Source organism: Pseudomonas vranovensis (genome assembly GCF_040438935.1).
Classification (GTDB): Bacteria; Pseudomonadota; Gammaproteobacteria; order Pseudomonadales; family Pseudomonadaceae; genus Aquipseudomonas; species Aquipseudomonas vranovensis.
On sequence record NZ_CP159259.1, the window covers coordinates 3,042,958 to 3,061,867 of the forward strand.

Here is an 18,910-nt window from a genome sequence, read left to right on the forward strand (position 1 = left end):
CACTGCCATTACGTCATCCTCCCTACCGCTGCGCGCTCAATACGTGCTGCGTCGTAAACGTAGAGGCCGCCATTGTTCAGCAGCGTCGAACCATCAGCATCCTCCCCGCGCAGTACAAACGTGCCCGCGGCGAAGTTGATTTCCAGCAGCGGCAGACCTTCCGAGTTGAGCGCGGCAGACCGAATGCTCATTCCGGCGACGATCTCCTGGATGAACGCTTGATTGATGATCGCCTGGTTGATAAACACCTGACCGTTCTGGACCACGAACGGTAAAATCATCTGGCCGTCCAGGCCGTCGATTATGGCCAGGCGCTGCGCCATCAGCAGAATCTCGCCCTCCTCTCCGTTGCTGCCTTGGACGATTCCGGTTGCGACCTTCTTGCCACCGGCGTTCGTCTCGGTCTTCCATGACGAGATCGCTGAGACCTTACCGTCGACACCTGCAACCGTTTCGCTAACGAACTGAACCGATGCATTCAGATCACCAACCTGTGATTGCACAGTGTCGATTCGCTTGCCCGTAGCAATGCCGTCCTCAACCCTCCCCGACTGCTCAGTCCAGACCCCGACCAAGCTGCCTTGCTGGCCGGCCAAGCCCGACGAATCCCCTTCCATCTCCGGATTCACCTGAACATAGAGCCCGTCAAGGCGCGAGGCTTGAGCGGTGATCGCCGTCCCTTGTTGATTTACTGTGGTGTTGAGCTGGCTAATCGCTGTGGCTTGGCCGTTCGCTTGGTGAGCGGACGGGCCGGTCGCGAACGAGCTCGGCGAAGTGTTGGTGCCCAACTGCTCCTCAAGCATGAATCCGTCGAAGTACGCCTCCATCGAGCCAGCAACAGGTTGCGTAAAGAACAGAATTTCAGCCCGGTCCACCAAAGCCGCAGGAGTGGTCACTACAGCGCTGTATCTCCCCCAATCTGGGCCAACGGCAACGTTGCCCAAGCCAACCTCGACTTGTGCTCCGGCCGCATTCAGGTAACGAATGCGCACCGCAATATTGCGAGCGAGAGGCGCTTCCGACCAAAACGAGATGATGTACTTCTGACTCGGTTTGAGTCGCAAGTTCAGTACCTCATTGTTGGCGTACAGACAGAAATAACCGGATCCGGTAGCGCTATCGACTGTCTTGAGACGGTGGGTGGCGTAAGCCGCAGAGAACGCCTCAGCGGTCAGTGCAGTGGTGTTGCGCCGTTGGATGGCAGGCAGGCTATCAGTGAAGACGCAATACTCCGCAGGAATGAGGTTTGCCCCGCTCCCGCCGATGTTTCCCACCGTGCTCTGCAACTGGGTCACTGCGGTACCCTGGGCATTGAGCGTGTTGCCCTGCTGAGCAACGGTCGACCCCAGCGATTGCAGGGCACTGTTGTCCGCCTTGCCAGCCACGGTGTTACCCAATTGGGTCAACTGGTTGCTTTGACTGGTCAGCCCTTGCTCCGTCTGGGTAACACGACCATCAAGCGACTGGGTCGCGGTAGCCTGGGCATTGTCCTGACCGGAACGCTTCCGCGCCGCCGGCGCCGACATGAACACATCTGTTGCATCACCGGCGCCGATACGTAGCGTCATAGCCATGCGGATTGCTGCGGCTGGAACAGTGGCCATGCCCGTGAGCTTGACCCAGCCCCCAGTCGTAGTGGTGACGCGCTCACCATCACCGGCTGCAACTACCCAGTTATGCCCGATGCTCACACCTGCCACATCGTAGAACTGAATCCACAGACCGCACTGGCCACGCGCCGCAGCGACATAGGCGTACAACTCGAAGTCGTAGACTTCACCGCCCACCACAGCAATCTGAGCCGCGTTGCCATTCTCCGGCGGCCTTACATTCAGGGCGCTAAGGAAGGCGTAGTAGGTGTTCCCGGTACCTGTGGCCGGACTTACACGTACTACGCGAGCGCTCGACGCCCCACCAGGCACAGCCACATCATTTCGCAAAAACACCGTACCGGCCTGGCCAATTCCATTTGAGTTGGAAAAAGTCGGGTCCAGCAGCAAGTTTTCTCCAGCCACGCTCCCCACGGTGGCTTTGATGTTGGTGAGCTCTGTTCCCTGAGCGGTAATGGTGTTGCCCTGCTGGCTAACCGTATTGGTCAGCGCCTGGACAGTCGATGCGTCTGCCTTGGTCTGCGCTACCACCAAAGCGTTCGCTGCAGCGGCGGCTGCATCGGTGGCAACCTTGTCACTCACCGTCACCCAGGCGCTGCCATTCCAGCGCTTGGGCGTGTTTGCATTGCCCGTGATGTCGATCCACAGATTCTGCGCCAGGCGATCAGCAACCGCTGGTGTCGCGGTCTGCACCAGTACCTTGCCTTTGCTCCCGGCCAGGGTTGCAGCGGCGTCAGCGGCCTGCTGTGCAGCTACTGCACTTTGGTTGGCTGCGGTCAGGCTGCTGTTGAGTCCGGTGATTGCCGAACCGTGGCTGCTCAACCCTTGTTCAGTCTGCGTTGTCCTGGCATCCAGGGACTGAGTAGCAGTTGCCAACGCGCCAATTTGCCGAAAGCTGTTACCCAAGTTGAATGGCGACGGGTCGACGTTCTCTCCAACCGCCAATTCGACCATCAGTCTGTCAATCCAAATCGTGCGCCCACTGACACCCGACACGTTCATTTGCAAACACAGCATATGCAAATCACCAACATGAGCAGCAGCCGTCATATCCACTACAGCGGAATATCTTGCCCATGATGTAGTGAGTGCCTGCTGCTGATTGGCGATGTTGGAGTTAACGTTGCTGTTGTCTGTGCTGATGCTCTTGAGGAACGGAGCAATCACATGCCCATCAACACTTGCTCGCGCGTTGTAAGACACAATGTACTTACCGCGCTTGAAGCCCATATTCGCATGTGTGTACTTGATCGCTGATGCGGCGGCCGGCACGAAGTACATGGCATTGCCCGGTGCCGGGTGGTTGGCCGTTACCTTCAACGCAAAGCCGTTGTAGGTGTTTGGGTCAGCTTCTACGCCAATGGTGTACACGGCATTGGTTGAAGTGACCGGCGCAGCCTCCGAAAACGCACCGTACTCAGCCGGCAGAAGATTCGCCCCTGCCCCGCCAATGTTCCCCACCGAGGTTTGGACATTGGTTATTGCCTGGCCCTGGGCAGTAATTGTTTGCCCCTGCTGCGTGACCTCGTTGCTCAATGCTTGAACCGTCGAGGCCTCGGCTTTGGTGGCCACCTGAGCCAAGGCCGATGCAGCAGCTGCAGCCGCATCCGTCGCCGCCTTGTCGGTCACCGCCGCCCACGCCGAGCCGGTCCAGCGCTTCGGGGTGTTGGCGTTGCCGGTGGTGTCGATCCACAGGTTCTGTACCAGCCGATCAGCTGCTGCCGGAGCAGCCGACTGAATAATCACTTTGCCCTTCCCGCCCGCCAGCGCATTGGCCGCATCTGCAGCTTGCTGTGCCGCCGTGACGTTCTGGTTGGTGGTCGTCAGGCTGTTGTTCAAACCGGTGAGCGCCTGACCCTGGCTGGTGATCGCCCCTTCAGCTGCGGTTACCCGGGAGCTGATGCTGTCGACCGCAGAGGCGTCCGCCTTGGTGTTGGCCACCGACAAGGCATTGGCCGCAGCCGCAGCGGCGTCCGTTGCTACCTTGTCGGAAACTGCGACCCAAGCAGAACCATTCCAACGTTTCGGGGTGTTGGCACCACCGGTGGTGTCAATCCACAAGTTTTGCGCCAGGTGATCGGCAGCAGCCGGGGTGGCCGACTGCGTCAGCACCTTGCCCTTCCCGCCTGCCAGATCCGCTGCGGCCTGAGCTGCATTCTGCGCGGCGGTCACGTTGCCGTTGGTGACCGTGAGGCTCGACTGCACGCCGTCGATCCGCTCGGATTGGGCGGTGAGTTTGCCGTCCTGCTCGGTGACCTTGGTTTCCACCGTGGTGACGCGGCCAGCCAGGCCGTTGGACTGGGACACCACCTGACCAACATCGAGCCAGTAGGTGGCGTTCGGCGGGGCCTTGGCTCCGGTCAGGTCAGCAGGCACAGCAATCTTGGCCTGATACAGACGATCATTCAGGCGCGTAGAAGCGCCAGCGGCATAAGCCTTCTCCTTCTGGTACTCAGCCGACTTGGCGATTGCGCTCACCTGGTCGATCTGTTGCTGCAGGCTGCCCTGAACCTGGGAGATCTGCTCGCCCAGCTGGTCGTTGATCTCCTCGACCTGGTCCTTGACCTCTTCCACCCGCTGACTGACCGAACCCGGCAGCGATGGCGGACCATCAATCAAGTCGATGCGTTCCTGCAGCGCCGGGTAAAGCGCACCCTCGGTGATCTTGTCCTTGAAGTACTCCTCATATTCGGACTGGTCCGCACTCGACTGGCCGTTGACGCCCACACCCGCCGGGTACCAAGGCCCAACGTTGCCGGTCCGGTCGATCAAACGAGCCCAGAAGAAGAACGACACACCGGCAGCCAGGCCGTGCAGCTCATGCTTGGCCTGCGGGTAGGCGAAGTCGCCCAACTTTATAGCGTCATTGCGCGAATTGGTTTTGCTGTACCAGATCTCCGTCCGCTCAGTGTCCTCGGCGCCAGCAGGAAAGCCCCAAGAGAGCCCGATGCCATAGACCAACGCTGCGGTGGTGAGGAACGAAACCGCTGGCGGCAAGCCGACCTTGCCCGTCAACTGGGTCAGATTGGAGCTCTTCCAGATCGACGAAATATCGAACGCACTCACGGCACGAACACGGGCCAGGTAAGCGCCCGCGTAAATGCCGGTCACGTCGACAGAGGTCGAACCGGTGCGTTGCAGCTTGATCCAGTTGCCGTTGTCCTTGCGCCATTCGACGTCGTAGGCAACAGCGCCAGCAACAGCAGGCCAGGTGATGGTCATGGTGCTGATCGCGATCCCCTGGTTGATCGCAGAGTTCGAAGTCAGGGTGACACTAGCCGGCGGCGGTACCACCGTGACTGGGATAACACTGATCGGCCGCTCCTCAAGGCGGGCACCGGTGTCGATGTGGGCGAACTTGCTTGGGTCGTACTGCACCGCACTGATCTCGAACACACCAGGCTCTGGGCGGGTCACGCGGGTCACACGGTACAGCGGTACGGCCAGGTCGTCAGCGTCGAGCGCCCACACCAGCTCAGGCTCAGGCTCCACCGAGTAGGCGGCGGTGACCGTTACGCCCCGGCCACTCACCGATTGAACAGTGCGCGCCTGGCAGGTGCCATCCGGCAGGTTGAGGATCAAGCGGTCACCGGCCTTGGCCTGGGTGTCACGGTCCAAGCCGATGGTGCGGCCGGACACAGCAGCGATACGCCCGCCAATTGGCCGGCCTGCCAGCAGCTCATCCGCCACCGGGATGACATAGCCCGGCAGCGGGATGCGCCCATCGAGCCCGACTTTGAAGGTGATGCCTCGATCCCTCGAGTTCGTCAGCAGCGCCCATTTGCCGCGGCGCTGGGCCTCCGACTCGCGGGTGCAGCCGATCGCACTGATCTCCAGCACGTTATCGCCATAGCGGCGCTGCAGCTTCTGATCGGTCACCGAGGTGACATCAGTGTCGTAGCTGTTCGCCGGGTTGTCGTAGCTGATCAAGGCGCGGCTGTAGCGCGTGCGCTCCGAGGCGCTCGAGTAGGTGAATTTGCCGTCGATGACGTTCGCCCTGGTGTAGGCAAAGTCGAAATCGGTGTCGCGCGGCATGTCGGCTAGGCTATACACCTGCCCCTGCGCCCAGTAGGTCATACCCCGGTAGATTGCCGAGATATCGCGCAGCAGGCTCCAGGCGTCGGCCTTGCTCTGCAGGTTCAGGTTGCAGATGAAGCGCGGCTCCTGGCCGCCCTTTCCGTTCGGTACCAACTGATCGCAGTACTGGGCGATCCGGTACAGCTCCCACTTATCGACCTGCCAGGACTTGATGCGCCGGCCCAGGCCAAAGCGGTCGTTCACGGTGACGCCGTAGGTGTGCCAGGCCGGGTTGTCGGTCCAGGCTTCTTTGAAGGTGCCATCCCAGACCCCGGTGTATACCCTGGTGCGCGGGTCATAGTTGCTGGGCACCTGAAATTTGCGGGCGTCACAGTCCACAGTGACCGCCGGAATGTTGCGGAACTGCTCGGCCGAGAACTCGATGTAAAGCAGCGCGGTGTTTGGGTAGCGAATCTTGACGTCGATTACTTCGGTGCGACCCACGATTTGCATGGTGTCGGCAATCTTGTTGTTGTTCTGGTTCGGCGTCAGCCGGCGAACACGCAGTAACCAGCCGCTGGTGGCTCGTGGCAGATCGATGCGACGGGTGCGCTCGTAGGTGCTAGTGGTCTTGCCGTCGACAGCTTCCAACAGCACCTGCTGGTAGGGGCCGCCGTCAGTGGCCAAGTCCACGGCATACTCAATTCGATAGCCGTTGACGTTGCCACCATCGTCGATCGACTGCAGCATTGGCCAGGCGAAGCGAAGCCGGATGGCGTCGAGATCTAATTTATCGATAGCACGTATGTACGGATTCTCGCTGCGAAGTTCGACGTTCTCGGGGAGTTCATTTGCCACCGATGGGATGCCCTGGATATAGCTTTGCTCCACCGACCCGGTACGCCACTCCCACTTCACGTTCGGGAAGTTCAGGTTGCCGGCCGGGTCGGCCAGCGGCGTACTGTCCAGGTAGATGTCACGGGCGGTTGGCGTGCCCTCGAACTCCCCCTCTCCCACGGCGATCAGCATTTTTGCTACGGCGACCGAGCGCAGGCTGTCCGGCGCCTCAGTAGGCTGTTTCGGCTTATCCGAGCCGCCCTTGGCGCCGACGATATCCAGTTTCTGTGCTGCGCCCATGCTTTCCTCCAGGCATAAAAAAACCGCCGGGCGGCGGTCGGTGTTCTTTGTGCGATTTACATTTGGTCTTCAGCGAGGATCTCGGCGCTGATGATCGCGCCGCCCCACCGCCGGCGCCCAAGGCAGAGCGGTACGGGATTGCCGCTGGCAGTGGTGTTTCGGGCGCTGCCAAATGCGTATCCCGGCTGATTCTCCGGCGCAGCACTGGTCTTCAGGCCTTTAGCTTGGGGGCTGAGCATCTGGATGACGCCGCCAATCATCAATGCCGCACCTGCCTGATAGAGGAATGGCGAAGCAGCCGCAAAGGGCGTGAAGGAAACGACGTATGCTGCGGCGACCAGAACAGCTCCAATGATTGTCTGGAGACTCCCCCCGCGCTTACTACCGACCATCACAGGGGCAATTCGAATTTCGCCAGTTCCGCTGAAGCCCAACTCCTTTTCCTGGAGATTCTTTGACCCTCTGAAAATGGCGAATTCAAGCCCGCGCGACCTTGCATTGGAAATAAATTTCTCGAACCCTGGGATCTGGACGCAGAGCGCCTTGACCGCCTCGGCCGGGGTTTTGACGGAAAGCCGAAACTCTCGGCCGAACTTTCTGAGCAAGCCGTACAACCTGACAATGGTCATCGGCTCGTAGCAAATAGCAGACATACTTTTTCTCCGGGCATAAAAAAACCGCCCCAAAGGCGGCTTCGAAAACTCGACATCTCTACAGACAGGTACGTGCTACATCCACCCACTTATTCCAGGTTCCATTGCGAACGTAAACTCGCACTGTGGCACCACCTGCTGCCTCATCTACAAGCGCCATGGCTGGCGTTCCAACCATGTCAATGTTGAGCTTGATGCTGTAGCCGCTCTCGGTCTCAGTTGCCGCTACATTCGAATTGAGGTCCTGCCATTTCGGGGTGAGGCACCTTGAATAGTCACGTGGGGACTTTGCAGTTTTGGCTTCGAGGTTAGGACCGCTCTCCTTCAAGTCACTCGGGGACACACACCCCGTCAGCAACGCCACCACCACCGCCCCAATCAAAATTCGCATGTGATCCCTCCCTTGAAATGGGTGACTGTAGCGCGGACCTGGCCGGGCATCCAAATGCAAAAAGCCCAGCGCGGGGCTGGGCTCTTTCAAGCCAATCTATCAGCCGCGAGAAACGGTGATGATGTAGCCAGGGTATTTTGCTTCTAGTTCATTCCGGCACTGGTCGATTGCTTCTTGATGGCTGAAAACAAAAAACTGTTTTGAGCCGGCGGTGGAACTCTGTTGGCCAGGCTTCTGATGGCGATATTTAGCTGTAAACCACTGTTTTCCTGAACTCATCGTGCAGCTCCCTAGTGGGCGAGATTTTTTGGCGCCATCAAATTACCATCACTCAGCCCTCGCTCAAACCTGGATGGAAACCCAGTAACCGCCCAGCTCGACGCCGTAGTAGCGTTTAGCCTTCAGACGATTTGAGATTAGGGGGCAAGATGCTCAAAAAAGCAGTCCGGTTGATCCGAAACGAAAGCAAGCGGCCTTGGTCGGAAGTCAACAGCTGGGCGCTTGCGCTCATTGGTGGTCCAAGCTTTGTGGTTGGAACCTATTACGCCGCTGCGGCAGTTAATGTAGCACCTGACCTCATACATGCGACGGAACAGGTTGGATTCACTGCTTTAGGGATCGTGGCGTACAGCCTCACCGGATTGATGGCAGTGGTTGGCTGGCATTTTTTGAGAGTCGCGCAACGGTGCTCCGACCTTCTATATCAGCGGCATTACAGATAAAGCCTCGCCGCAGTATGCTTTACGAGCCTGAAAAAGCGGCTGTCCACCCATCCAGCGTGGATGGAAAACCAGTACCGCGCCAGTATTCCGGCACAGTAGCGTTGCACCTCCAACGAACCGCCCCCAGTCCGTTGCCGGAAAGCCCATGGACCGGGGTATTAAGCGACCTTGGAGGTCGAATGAGCAGCAAAATTACACCTAAAGGGGCACCCATCCATTTTCTTCAGGAAGGGGAGCGGCTTTCGGACACCGCAGAGCGAGCTCCAATCATTCCTGTGATTCGCATATCAATACTGCCAGCTCTGCCAGCATCCCCGAACATTGCAGTCCCAGGTACAAGCCCTCTGGAAGTCACTGCATTGATCGACACGGGAGCTGAGGGGGTCTACATAGACGAAGACTTCGCGAAGCAAAATGGGTTTCTCAGCGAAAAAACCATGACCGTCTATTCGGCCGCAGCGACTACCATCGAGCCGGTCTATCCAGCTCTTTTCGAGCTGCCGGAATCTTCATCGCATTATAGGCAATTTGCGGAGTTCACCTCGGTCCCGCTCCGAAAAAACGGTCGCCAGTACGATGCAATTCTCGGTATGCAGCTGCTTAGCAATGGCGTGCTCGTGATGGACTTCGACTCACACACCTACCGGTTTGAGTTCACTACTCAGGCCAACAAATAGCAGCTCTCTGGTATCCCAAGGACCGTTCTGCCTCAACGGGATGACTTCACAGTCATCCCGTTTACGGGGCACCAAAGGCTTCACCGTAACAACCTTTGCTCGTGGGTCGATCCTTGCCTCGAGTCTTCTCACGGCTACCACATTCGCCTTCTGCTCGCTCATACTTCCCCATGGCGGCCCAGCCGCTTCACTTCGCGTCCCGATGACGCAACACAAGTCGCGTCCGGTCGAGCCAAGGCCCGCCGAACACGATGATTTCTGATGGCCTGCCGTACAGGTGGTGCAGCAGGAATGGGCCCTGGCCGAACACCTGGACCAGCTCGCCGGGCAGCTGCGGATCTGCGCCCAGGTAGATCCCGGCATGGTTCGGGTGCGACGTGCGCCCCACCTCCATGACGATCATGTCGCCGCGCTGGGGCTGACCAACCTGGTAGAAGCCAGCCGCTTCATAGGTCTGTTCGTACAGGCTCGGGCCGTCGGCCTGCTCCCACCACCCCTCCTCTCGCGCATAGGGGGGAAACTCCAGGCCCCACTCGCGGCGGTACCAATCAGCGCAGACCTGCCAGCAATCCCAGGCGCCATGTACGAACGGCCGCGCCAGCAACGGCGTATGGCCAGTGGGTGTGATACTGCGCAAATCCCCCTCCGGCCACGACAGGATGTGCCAGGGCAGACCCGTGGCTTCGCACATGGCCAGATCGCGCGGGGACGGCCTGCTGGTGGCATCAGGATGGGAGTGAACGATGCCGATCACCTCGCCCTGGTCTTCCGCCGCGGCGTATTCATCAGGCGCGATCCGGAATTCCTCGCCCGGGTCGCTGGCGGTGTTGCTGCATGGCACGTACACCTGCTTGCGGCCGACGGCCACGACCAAGCCGCAGCACTCGCGCGGGTACTCAGCCGCGGCGTGCGCTTGCACGGCGGCCAGGATGTGTTTTCGCATGGTCAGCTCCGAGCAATAAGGGATACGGCCGGAAAGCCGCCGAAGGAGAGCTCGTTGGTTTCGCCGAAGCGCAACTTGCAGGAGCTAAGGCAGCCCTTGCACTGGTCCTTCGAAGGGTCGTCCGTGGGGTTGTCCTCGTCGTCGAACATCGCAGCGCCGGTGTAGTTGCAGTCAGGGCCCCGATAACCATTGGTCATGGCCCAGTGGCAGAAGGTGGTCATCTGCCGGCCAGGCAGACCAAAGCCGTCGATTTCGCCCGGTGAAGAAAGCTCCCACACGACCATCTCGCCGTCTTCGCCGGTCTTCTGGTCGATGTACCAGATCTCGAGCGCCTCCTGGGTCGGGTCCGCTCCAGGGTTGCCGTCTGGGAAGTTCTCGGCATCCAGGTACTGGGCCAGGGTCTCGCGCACAGTCAGTTGGAACTTCAGCAGGTCGTCGAAAGCCAGGCACAGTGCCGTGATGCGACCATTTACGTTACCTGCCGACAGCGTTGGCCGAGTTGCCGAGCCGTTACTGTCCGCACCAATCCCTTCGATCTGCACTGGCCAGGCCGCGTATTCATTGCCCTGCCAAAAGATCGACTTGGCCGGCAGCTGATCGGCATCAGCCCCGGCCGCAGTCAGTTCCTCTGGCGAGTGTGGAATGGCGTGGCCGTGGAATCGAAGCACATCGGCGCCGTACTCGGAGCCGTCGATCTCGAAAAGAATGACCTCATCGCCAGGCTCCAGCTTCTGGATATCTCTGATCAGGGGCATGGGTTGGCCTTATGGATGGAATGTCTGCGTGAAGGTTGCAGCCAGGGCGTAGATCCGCCCGCCGCGGTTGATAGGTTGGTAACCGGCGCACTTGTACAGGCCAAGCTCGCCCAGCGGCGGTGTCCACAAAAAGGCTTTGGTGCCCTTGTGGCGATCGAGGAAGGCCTGCATGGCTTTCACTCGCTCCTTGGTGCCGGTGTAAGTGATGGGCCAGGACTGCGAGCGGTTGTTCAGGCTTTCGCCAACCGATTGCTCGTAGCCATCGCCGAACTTCTTTGTGCGTACGGCAAACGTCACCTCACCCTGTTCGCCGCTTTGCACAGGCCAGGTAAAAGTTTCGATAGCCATCAGCGCCCCTTCAGTGCAGTGTTGATACGGCCGCCCTGTCTGAGATCCTTGGCCATCATCTGGTTGTACTTCTGCTCGATCAACGGGCCCACTACGGCGGCAAACTGCTCAAGCCCAGCGGTATCGCTGGTTGAGCTGGTGTTGCCGTCGCCATCGATGTTGATCGTTACGTGCATCACGGATCCTCCCCCGCCTCCGGCTGCCGCAGCGGATACCGGCCCAGTCCCCAGCGGCGTGATCGTGCCGCCCTCGGCCCCCATCATCAGGTAGGTCTTCCCTCCCTGATTCAGCAGCTCCGGGCCCAGTTCGTTGACCTGGTAGAGCGAGTTCGCCGCTACCGGGCCGCCGGCGGCACGTTGACCAGAGACAAAGTTGTCCATGATCTCCGGGCTGTAGCCGGCCTGGGTCGAGCCTGCAGAGGTAGGTGCGCTGCCGCCACTGAACCAGGCGCCCAGCGCACTACCGGCAATGCTCGACAGCAACCCTGAGGCAGCCTGCCGGGTGGCAATCCGCGCCATGTCCGCCAGGATCGACTTGGTGAAGTCGGCGAACGAGAACTTGCCGGTCATAGCGAAGTTGACGACCGCATCCTCCATTGAGCTGAAGGCGTTGGTGAAGAGGCTCTTGGTCTGGCCAGCGACGTCCCGGGCCGACTCCAGGTAGTTCTGGAAGGCCGACGAAGCGCCGGCGCTCCAGCTGCCCTGGGCAGTGGTCATATCGTTGTAGTTGGCGATCGCAGTTTCCTGCAGGTCGCGCTGGGTCTTGTCGAGCGCCACCAACTTCTGGTTGTACTCATCGAGGCTCATCCCGCGGGAGCCGTCACCGTACTGGTTGGCCAGGTCCAGCTTCTGCTGGTTGATGCGGTCGGTAATGCCGTTCTGCTGGTCCTGCAGGCCGCGCTGCCGGTCGCCAAGGCCGAGCCCTTCGGCAGATCGCTGGCCCTGTAAACGCAGCGCCTTCACCTGCTGCTCCAGTGCGCTAGTGTAGGTCTGCACCGCCTGGGCCTGCTTGCGCAGCCGGCCCTCCTCGTTCGTGGCCAGCACCGCCAATTCCGAATCGGCGTCTTTCTGCGCCTTGACCATACTGGCCCGGGCATCAGCGATCTTCTGGTCCAGCTGGACCCGCTGGGCGGCGGAGGTGTCGGCCTTGCCCTTGGCAGCTTCGAGCGCCGCAATCTCCGCCTGGTAGGCGTTGGTAACCTCGTCCTTCTGCTGCTCGATGATGGCTGCGCGTTGGGCCGCGTAAGACTCCTGGGAGATGATGCCGGCCTTCTGGGCTGCATCCAGCTCCTTCTCAGCGTTCTTGTACTCAGCGAGAATCGCCGCGAGCGAGTTCTTTGAGTCATTGAAGCCAGTCATGTTTACCGCTGTGGCTCGGACCGCCGGGTCCTTGTTCTTGTCCTTGATGTTCTGGATGGTCTTGGTGACAACATCAGCCTGCACCAACGGGTCATTCGGGTTGGCCTGCCTCAGCGCCTCGACATCCCGCCGATACTCTTTGATCAGCTTGTTGCGCTTCTCTTCATTGGTGAGGTTGGTATCGCTAATTTGTTTGAGGCGTGCAGCTGCATCGATACCATCTCGCTCTACCCGAACCCGATCGGCTACAAACTTGGTACGACTCCGCTCTGCCTCAATCTGCATCTCGAGGTAAGCAAGCTCCCTCTTGTCGTTCTCGGTGTCCCGGGTCTCAATCCCCATGGCTGCGGCGCGCCCTCCGCGCCCCTGGTTGGTCTGCAGCCGCTGACGAATCACCTCCGCCTGCTGCTCCAAGGTCTGAGCCCGGCCGACACTTAGTGTGGCGTCGAGAGCTTCAGCAGCGGCACTCTTGATCCCTTTCCAGGCGCTTTCGATCAGGCCTAGGTTCTCGGTGACTTCGCCGGTTCTGGTCCTAATGGTGTCGGCATAGGTATCGGTCAGCAGCTTGGCCGCGCCGATGGTATCGCCCTGCTCCTTCAAGGCCACGATTTGCGAGTAGACCGACGCCGTCAGGAAGTTGTACTGGTCGTTCAGCTCTTTGGCGGCAGCGGCCGGGTCTTTGGCGATCTTGGCGAACTCGGCAACAGTTGCATCAATGGATCGGCCTGCGGCCTTTTCCATATTCAATGCGGCTTCAGAGATCGTTTCGAAGCTGCCGCTGGCGATCTTGCCGTTACCGGCGAGCTTGGCCAGCACTTCAGCTGCGGCACCGGTAGTGCCGATGGTGGCACTGACCTGCTGAGCCATGGTCGCCAGCTGATCAGCGCTGGTGCCTGCGGCGTTACCGGTGAAGATGATCGCCTCGTTGTACTCACCCGCCTCTTTGCTGCCCTTGTAGTAGGCAAGGGCCAGCGCACCGGCCGCAGCTGCTGCGACGGTGAACGGGTTGACCAGGCCGAGCACGTAGCCGCCGAGCGCCTGAGCGGCCGGCCCGATGCCGCCGAACATATCCTTGAGCTGGCCACCCTGCTGCAGCAGCACAGTCAGCGGCGCCTGACCGCCCTGCAGCGAGACGAAGATGTCGGTGAACTGGGCCGGCACCCCACGGAGAGCCGCGGCGTTCTGCTTCGCGGTGTTACCAGTTCGAGTCAGCGAGTCATCGAAGCGAGTCAGCGCCTCTCGGGACTGCTGGATCTTGCCCTGGTACTCGCTGAAGATCTCGGGATCGAGGAACTTCTTCTGCTTGGCCAGGCGGTTTTCCAGCTCATCCAGGCGGCCCAGTGCTTTAACCGTCGGGTCGATCTCGCCGAGCAGCTGACCAAGGTCATCAGCCTGCCCGCGAAGGGCCTGGCCAGCCTTTTTCGCACTCTGCTCGACACCAGCAGCAGCCTTTTCGGCGCGACCACCAGCCTCAACCAGCTTGTCCAGGTCAGTCGCGGCGTGCGCGGCATCGCCGGAATCAACCCGGATGCCCAGTTCGGCAATGGTGGTCATGATCTACTCCACTGATTCAGCCATGACGGCCAAGGCCTCGGCCTCCAGTACACGGAGGTCGGGAAAAATATCGGGAAGGTCGCGGCGCTTGATACCGAGCATCGAGGCGACGGCCGGGATGATTGAGTAGTCCAGGCCTGAGGGGCCGCCCATGCCCGTCCGCCACTGAGTGGACATTGCCTCGAACAGGCGAAATGCTGGCCAGGCGTCCGCCCAGACCTCTACCTCTTCCTCGGGAAGGTCGGCGCGGCTCAGACCGAGCATCGCCAGTTGTCCTTCGGAGGCCCCCTGCTCGTAGACGGCCCTAGCAGCGTTCTTCAGTTTCCCAGGCGGGCCGGACTGTATGCGTTCTGGAACGCATCGATGACAGCTTTTGGCGCACCAGTGCAGGTTCTCACCAGGTCGAGGATGGAGTCGTCGCTGAACTCGTCGTCGAGATCCCAGCCGACCACGATGTCCTTCAATTGCTCAGCCTGAAGTTCGATCTCGGCGGCGGTGGCGTCCTTCCAGCTGACACCCTCCTCCTTCGCTTTTTCCGCCCAGGCATCGCGCGCCTTGTTCCAGCGGTCGAACATCTCGGACAGCGCGATGCGGTCCAAGTAACGAAACTCAAAACCAACCTCGACTGGGACGGAGCCAACACGCGGAAGCTGTACCGCAGCTCCGAACGTTGGGTTATGCGCGATCTTAATCTTCGCCATGGAGCCCCCTTAGGCGTTGTAGCGGGTCGGGCGACCGGACAGGCCGATGCTGATGGTGCGAGTCATCAGCTGGTTGCGATCCATGGTCGGGGTGCTGGTGATGCTCACGTAGCCGGGCATCAGGATCTGACGATTGCCCGGCAATTTCAGGCGAACCACCGCAAGCTCCTTAGAGTCGTCATACCCCTCAACCACGCTGACATACCCTGCCTCAGGCTGATCTTCGACGGCGATCGAAACGCTGATCGGATTGCGGTTGGTGGGGAACTGGAGGTCGTCGTCATTCTCCAGGTAACCAACGGTGAGGAACTGCTGTTCACCTCCGGATACAGTGAAGGCGGTGACCTTGGAGATCTGAGTCCAGTCCGAAACCGGTACGACAGTCCCGGCGCCAGCACCTGCGGTGAAGCGCTCCTCGTTGGTGGTATCGAGGCCGGCCAGCGAGAAGGCGTCGGCGGTAACACCGGACGCCTTGACGGCGCGGTCGTTAATCAGCGCCCAGCCGGAGTTGATCAGCAGGATATCGCCAGCGTCGATGCCGTGCCCGACGGAAGCGGCCACCGGCGGCTTGGCGTTGGTCAGGGAGGTGAAAGGTACAGCGGTGCCGAGAACAGAAGCGATCTCGACAACAGAGCCGTTGGGCAGCGGGATGCGTGCGGCCATGGTGTGTTTCCTCATTGATGCCCGCCGGGCGGCGGTTGGTTATGCCCCAGCGGGCGGTTGGTCTGCGACACCCTGGTAAGTGAAGCTGGCCGGGACTGTGTAGGTCGCCGGCTCGGTGATGGTGGGCCCCTGCTCCAGCGGCTCGACGATCAAGCCTTCGAAGCCGCTGCGGCTGAGTTCGGTGTCGACGCGGAACAGCGTGCTCAGTTCGTCGACCAGGGCCTCAGCAGTAGCCAAAGCCTGGCCCGCCGGGCAGACGATGCTGATCTGGTAGATGCCCCGGTACTCATAGGCCTCTGCAGCCAAGTAGCGGGTGGTGGTGCTGGCCGGCAGTAGGAAGGTCCGAAGGTAGGTTTCGCCCGGAGCGGCCTCGAAGTCCTCCTCCATGTGCGCAACCCGGATCGGGCGCGCGACAGCCCAGGCAGCCAACTTGGTCTCAATCGACTGCCGGGCTCGTGCGTGACTCATACCTGGTTTTCCCTGATAGCTTCGTCGACGATGCGTCGGAAGTTTGCCAGGGTCACCCGCACCATTCCGTGCGGTGCCTGGGTGGAATGGCCGTACTCGAGCGGGATCGCATACGGCAGATTGTTCACGATGTAGGCGGTCTGGCCGATCGTAAGCGCCGCGACCTGCGCCTTCAGCTCTGCGATGGTCTCATTACCAGATCGGTCGATCCGATCCAGCTCGCCAGTTGCCGGAGCATCGATGGAGAATTGCCAGTTGCCACGAAAGCGCCCGCCGACATACCCCTGGCCCGCCACAAGACCGTTCACAGCGAAGTTCTGATCGCGCTCTGCCTTGGTCAGCGGCTTGGCGTACTTGACGCCCTTGCGCAGCCTGCCGGCTTTGGTGAAGTTGTCCTGGTTCAAGCTGATCAGCGTGTTACGTACCGCGACCTTGAAGTCGTAGCTGTCAGCAGCCCGAGTGTTGGCTGCTCGATGAGCTACGTTGGCCTTCCAGATCTCGGGATCGCCCACTGGCGACATGCGGATGACACTGCTACCAATCTCAATAACGATCTCGCGAAACGTGGCATCAAGCGCCTGCTCAGCCTGCTCTGCGAAAGCCCGAATGCTGTCAGCGAATCCGCCCTGCAGCTCGCCGTATCGCTGCGTCATGTGTGAACCGCGCGGCATGTTCATTTCCTCAGCTGTACTGTCCAGGTGGCCTTGGCCGGATCCTCCGAAACGTTAAGCGCACGGTAGCCACTGACCTGGTCGCCGATCTTGGGGGCGGCCGACGTTTCAGTGGCCACACCGCTTTCCTCTACGAACAGCTCGTTCTGCAGCACCAGCAGCTTCACGTCCTCAGTCTGGATGCGTGATCCATCAATTTCCTTGGCCAAGTAGCTGCCGAACACGCCTCGGCCGGTGTAGCGAATGATCGTGGCAGGCGCTGTGCCGCCGATCTCTGGGTCATAACCGCCCTTAATGGTGCGGCTACCGACTACCGGTTTCACTGCGTCGGCCAGACCGTCAGGATCATCGAATGCTTCCGCCAGGTCGGCCTGAATCTCTTCGCGCATGCCCATGTTTATGTCCTCTTGAGCATGACGGTCCCGGAACGACGCACCCAGGGTGTTATCAAGTCCAATGCGAAGTTCTCAGCCGCGGACAGCTCGACTGAACCCTCGGCGTAGGTCTTGCTGGTCGAGGTGCCTGCCTGAGCTGACACGGTCTTGCTGAGCACCTCTTTGCCAGTGTCCTTGTAGAGCTTGTTCTCGGCAGCCAACTTGGCCACCTGCGCACCGGCGGTCAGGATCGCGTCCGGCGCCGGGCTGGGAACCGTTCGTTTGATCCTGGCCGTGAGCCAGGCGTTGGCCATAGCCACAGAAAGGGCTGCATCACCGGAACCCGCCCAACCCGGCCCGAGCTTCTGGTCGACGTCAGCGACGGTGATGAAGTCGGTCATGGCTTATTCCTTCGGGATCAGGGCCTGCAGGTCCGGCTTGTTCGCCGAGGCGTCAAAAGCGATGCCCTTGGCGGTCAGCCATTCCTTCAACTGCGGGACCTTCATCTTGTGCGGGTCGGTCTCATCGTCGCCGTCGCCCTCCACTTCCATCGCTTTGTCGATCTCCGCTTGGCTACTGAGGGAGGCGTAGCCATCCGGCGGGTATGCTGAAGCCTTGTAGCCCTGCTCCAACCACTGGGCAAGGGTCGGGCCGTCCAGGCGCAGGCCTTCCTCGATCTCGCTGACGCTGATTCCCTGGCGGTGGTACGCCTCGCCGATATGAGGGGCATCGCCCTGCACAGACACCGAGGTGGCGCCGTCGATGACGCCAAAGAACTGATCCAGGCGGCGATAGCAGGTGCCGCGCTCGCTGCCCGGGGAGTTGGTGTAGATGACTTTCATGGTGAGCTCCTGCGCAGGGCACCAGGTCGGCGCCCCGCATCATGGGGTCAAGGGGTGGCAGTGCCGCTGATTACCGCGGCAAACGGGACCTGCTTGCGGTCGAACACGCGCTGCCAGTTGGCGGCACTGGCGTATTGGACAGCAGAGGGACTGAGGTTCAAGTTCTCGCTGCCCTTCCAGCTGAATCCGGCTGGCTGCAGGATGAAAGTCTTGCGCTCCCACAGGACCTCCGCACCACCACCGTTACCGCCGCCGGGCTTGCGCTCCAGCTCGACCGGCACAGTTGGCGAGCCCTCGCCGTAGCCGAATGCACCCTGGCCGAAGAAGACGGACAGAAACTGGCCTGGCGCGTAGGTCAGGCTGTCATCCATGAACACTGGTTTGCCCAGATAGGTGGCCAGGATGATCTTGCCCTGGGAGTCGCGCAGGTACTCGATCATGTCCTGCTTGACCATCTGGTTCATGACCACGGAGTGCACGCCGATGGCGGCGAACATGTCAGCAGCGTCACCAGCGGTGAAGGCAGCGTCCTGGAAGGCGTTTGCGCTGATCGACGCACCGGAATCCTTCACCATATCGCCACCGTTGTTGGCAATGTTAGAAGCGATCACACCGCGCGCAGAGCCCAGCAGGTAACGTTGCCACTGGCGGGTCCAGTAGGTGCCGAAGCGGTTGCGAATGTGCTGTTGAGGCTCAGAGTTCGCCAGTTCAGCAGTCAGGTCTGCGACGCCGTAACCCTTGTTGAGGTACAGGGTACGGGCGCGCATGCTGCCCTGCTCAGCCTTGCCGACCTCGCCCAAGTCATCGGGGTTGTCGTTGGAAATGTTCGGCGCCTCGTCGGCGTCCAGGTCCTGCCAGTAGCTGATTTCGGAAGTGCCCTGGCCGTTCTTGGCGATGTCGTCGAGAGTCGCCGAGCGAGTCACAATGCCCGACTCGAAGACGGCGGTCTTCTCGGGGGAGTTCACCGGCTCCAGGGTGCCGTAGTAGTCGGAAACGAAGATGTCCGACAGTTGGGTAGATGCCATG

The 18,910-nt window shown here is 60.6% G+C and carries 17 protein-coding genes and 1 pseudogene; 1 reads left to right on the top strand and 17 read right to left on the bottom strand.

The features are described from left to right. Nucleotides 1-8: 8 nt before the first annotated feature. From ABVN19_RS14000 to ABVN19_RS14015, 4 genes and pseudogenes are all read right to left on the bottom strand, one after another. Entirely contained in the window at nucleotides 9-2,891 is a 2,883-nt protein-coding gene (locus ABVN19_RS14000; protein ID WP_353632816.1) for a DUF1983 domain-containing protein, read from the bottom strand. Nucleotides 2,892-4,307: 1,416 nt separating this feature from the next. Next, nucleotides 4,308-6,764, bottom strand: a pseudogene (locus ABVN19_RS14005) (phage tail protein); the annotation flags it as partial. Between the two features lie 56 nt (nucleotides 6,765-6,820). After that, the gene (locus ABVN19_RS14010) at nucleotides 6,821-7,417 is read right to left on the bottom strand and encodes a tail assembly protein (protein WP_105641483.1); all 597 of its coding nucleotides are present in this window, start codon (nucleotides 7,415-7,417) and stop codon (nucleotides 6,821-6,823) included. A 490-nt stretch (nucleotides 7,418-7,907) separates the two neighbouring features. Beyond that, entirely contained in the window at nucleotides 7,908-8,087 is a 180-nt protein-coding gene (locus ABVN19_RS14015) for a hypothetical protein (protein ID WP_136475539.1), read from the bottom strand. Between the two features lie 622 nt (nucleotides 8,088-8,709). Here ABVN19_RS14015 and ABVN19_RS14020 point away from each other — a divergent pair. After that, complete coding sequence (locus tag ABVN19_RS14020; RefSeq protein WP_105641485.1) at nucleotides 8,710-9,207, top strand: retropepsin-like aspartic protease; 498 nt, start codon at nucleotides 8,710-8,712, stop codon at nucleotides 9,205-9,207. Between the two features lie 187 nt (nucleotides 9,208-9,394). Here ABVN19_RS14020 and ABVN19_RS14025 read toward each other — a convergent pair whose 3' ends face one another. The 13 genes from ABVN19_RS14025 to ABVN19_RS14085 are packed head-to-tail and all read right to left on the bottom strand — an operon-like array spanning nucleotide 9,395 to nucleotide 18,909. Continuing rightward, nucleotides 9,395-10,150 carry a C40 family peptidase gene (locus ABVN19_RS14025; RefSeq protein ID WP_105641486.1) on the bottom strand — a complete coding sequence of 252 codons (756 nt, stop codon included), beginning with the start codon at nucleotides 10,148-10,150 and terminating at the stop codon, nucleotides 9,395-9,397. Between the two features lie 2 nt (nucleotides 10,151-10,152). Continuing rightward, nucleotides 10,153-10,905 (bottom strand): phage minor tail protein L, encoded by a 753-nt coding sequence (locus ABVN19_RS14030; RefSeq protein WP_105641487.1) that lies wholly within the window; start codon nucleotides 10,903-10,905, stop codon nucleotides 10,153-10,155. A 9-nt stretch (nucleotides 10,906-10,914) separates the two neighbouring features. Next, nucleotides 10,915-11,253, bottom strand: a complete 339-nt coding sequence (locus ABVN19_RS14035; RefSeq protein WP_105641488.1) for a phage tail protein — start codon at nucleotides 11,251-11,253, stop codon at nucleotides 10,915-10,917. Further along, nucleotides 11,253-14,165, bottom strand: coding sequence for a phage tail tape measure protein (locus ABVN19_RS14040; RefSeq protein ID WP_105641489.1), 2,913 nt, complete (start codon nucleotides 14,163-14,165; stop codon nucleotides 11,253-11,255). Before ABVN19_RS14040 ends, ABVN19_RS14035 begins: the two co-directional genes overlap by 1 nt. A gap of 3 nt (nucleotides 14,166-14,168) precedes the next feature. Then, nucleotides 14,169-14,429, bottom strand: coding sequence for a DUF1799 domain-containing protein (locus ABVN19_RS14045; RefSeq protein WP_105641490.1), 261 nt, complete (start codon nucleotides 14,427-14,429; stop codon nucleotides 14,169-14,171). Nucleotides 14,430-14,482: 53 nt separating this feature from the next. Beyond that, the gene (locus ABVN19_RS14050; protein ID WP_105641491.1) at nucleotides 14,483-14,866 is read right to left on the bottom strand and encodes a phage tail assembly chaperone; all 384 of its coding nucleotides are present in this window, start codon (nucleotides 14,864-14,866) and stop codon (nucleotides 14,483-14,485) included. 9 nt (nucleotides 14,867-14,875) lie between these two features. Further along, nucleotides 14,876-15,529 carry a phage tail protein gene (locus ABVN19_RS14055; protein WP_105641492.1) on the bottom strand — a complete coding sequence of 218 codons (654 nt, stop codon included), beginning with the start codon at nucleotides 15,527-15,529 and terminating at the stop codon, nucleotides 14,876-14,878. A gap of 39 nt (nucleotides 15,530-15,568) precedes the next feature. After that, nucleotides 15,569-15,997 carry a phage tail terminator-like protein gene (locus tag ABVN19_RS14060; RefSeq protein ID WP_105641493.1) on the bottom strand — a complete coding sequence of 143 codons (429 nt, stop codon included), beginning with the start codon at nucleotides 15,995-15,997 and terminating at the stop codon, nucleotides 15,569-15,571. Next, nucleotides 15,994-16,668, bottom strand: a complete 675-nt coding sequence (locus ABVN19_RS14065; RefSeq protein WP_105641494.1) for a hypothetical protein — start codon at nucleotides 16,666-16,668, stop codon at nucleotides 15,994-15,996. The genes ABVN19_RS14060 and ABVN19_RS14065 overlap by 4 nt, the downstream gene beginning before the upstream one ends. 2 nt (nucleotides 16,669-16,670) lie before the next feature. Next, nucleotides 16,671-17,063: a hypothetical protein gene (locus ABVN19_RS14070; protein ID WP_105641495.1), complete on the bottom strand. Its 393-nt coding sequence runs from the start codon at nucleotides 17,061-17,063 to the stop codon at nucleotides 16,671-16,673. Between the two features lie 2 nt (nucleotides 17,064-17,065). Then, nucleotides 17,066-17,443: a hypothetical protein gene (locus tag ABVN19_RS14075; protein WP_105641496.1), complete on the bottom strand. Its 378-nt coding sequence runs from the start codon at nucleotides 17,441-17,443 to the stop codon at nucleotides 17,066-17,068. Between the two features lie 3 nt (nucleotides 17,444-17,446). Beyond that, nucleotides 17,447-17,884, bottom strand: coding sequence for a HeH/LEM domain-containing protein (locus ABVN19_RS14080; protein ID WP_105641497.1), 438 nt, complete (start codon nucleotides 17,882-17,884; stop codon nucleotides 17,447-17,449). 47 nt (nucleotides 17,885-17,931) lie between these two features. Then, nucleotides 17,932-18,909 (bottom strand): phage coat protein, encoded by a 978-nt coding sequence (locus tag ABVN19_RS14085; RefSeq protein WP_105641498.1) that lies wholly within the window; start codon nucleotides 18,907-18,909, stop codon nucleotides 17,932-17,934. Nucleotide 18,910 lies beyond the last annotated feature (1 nt).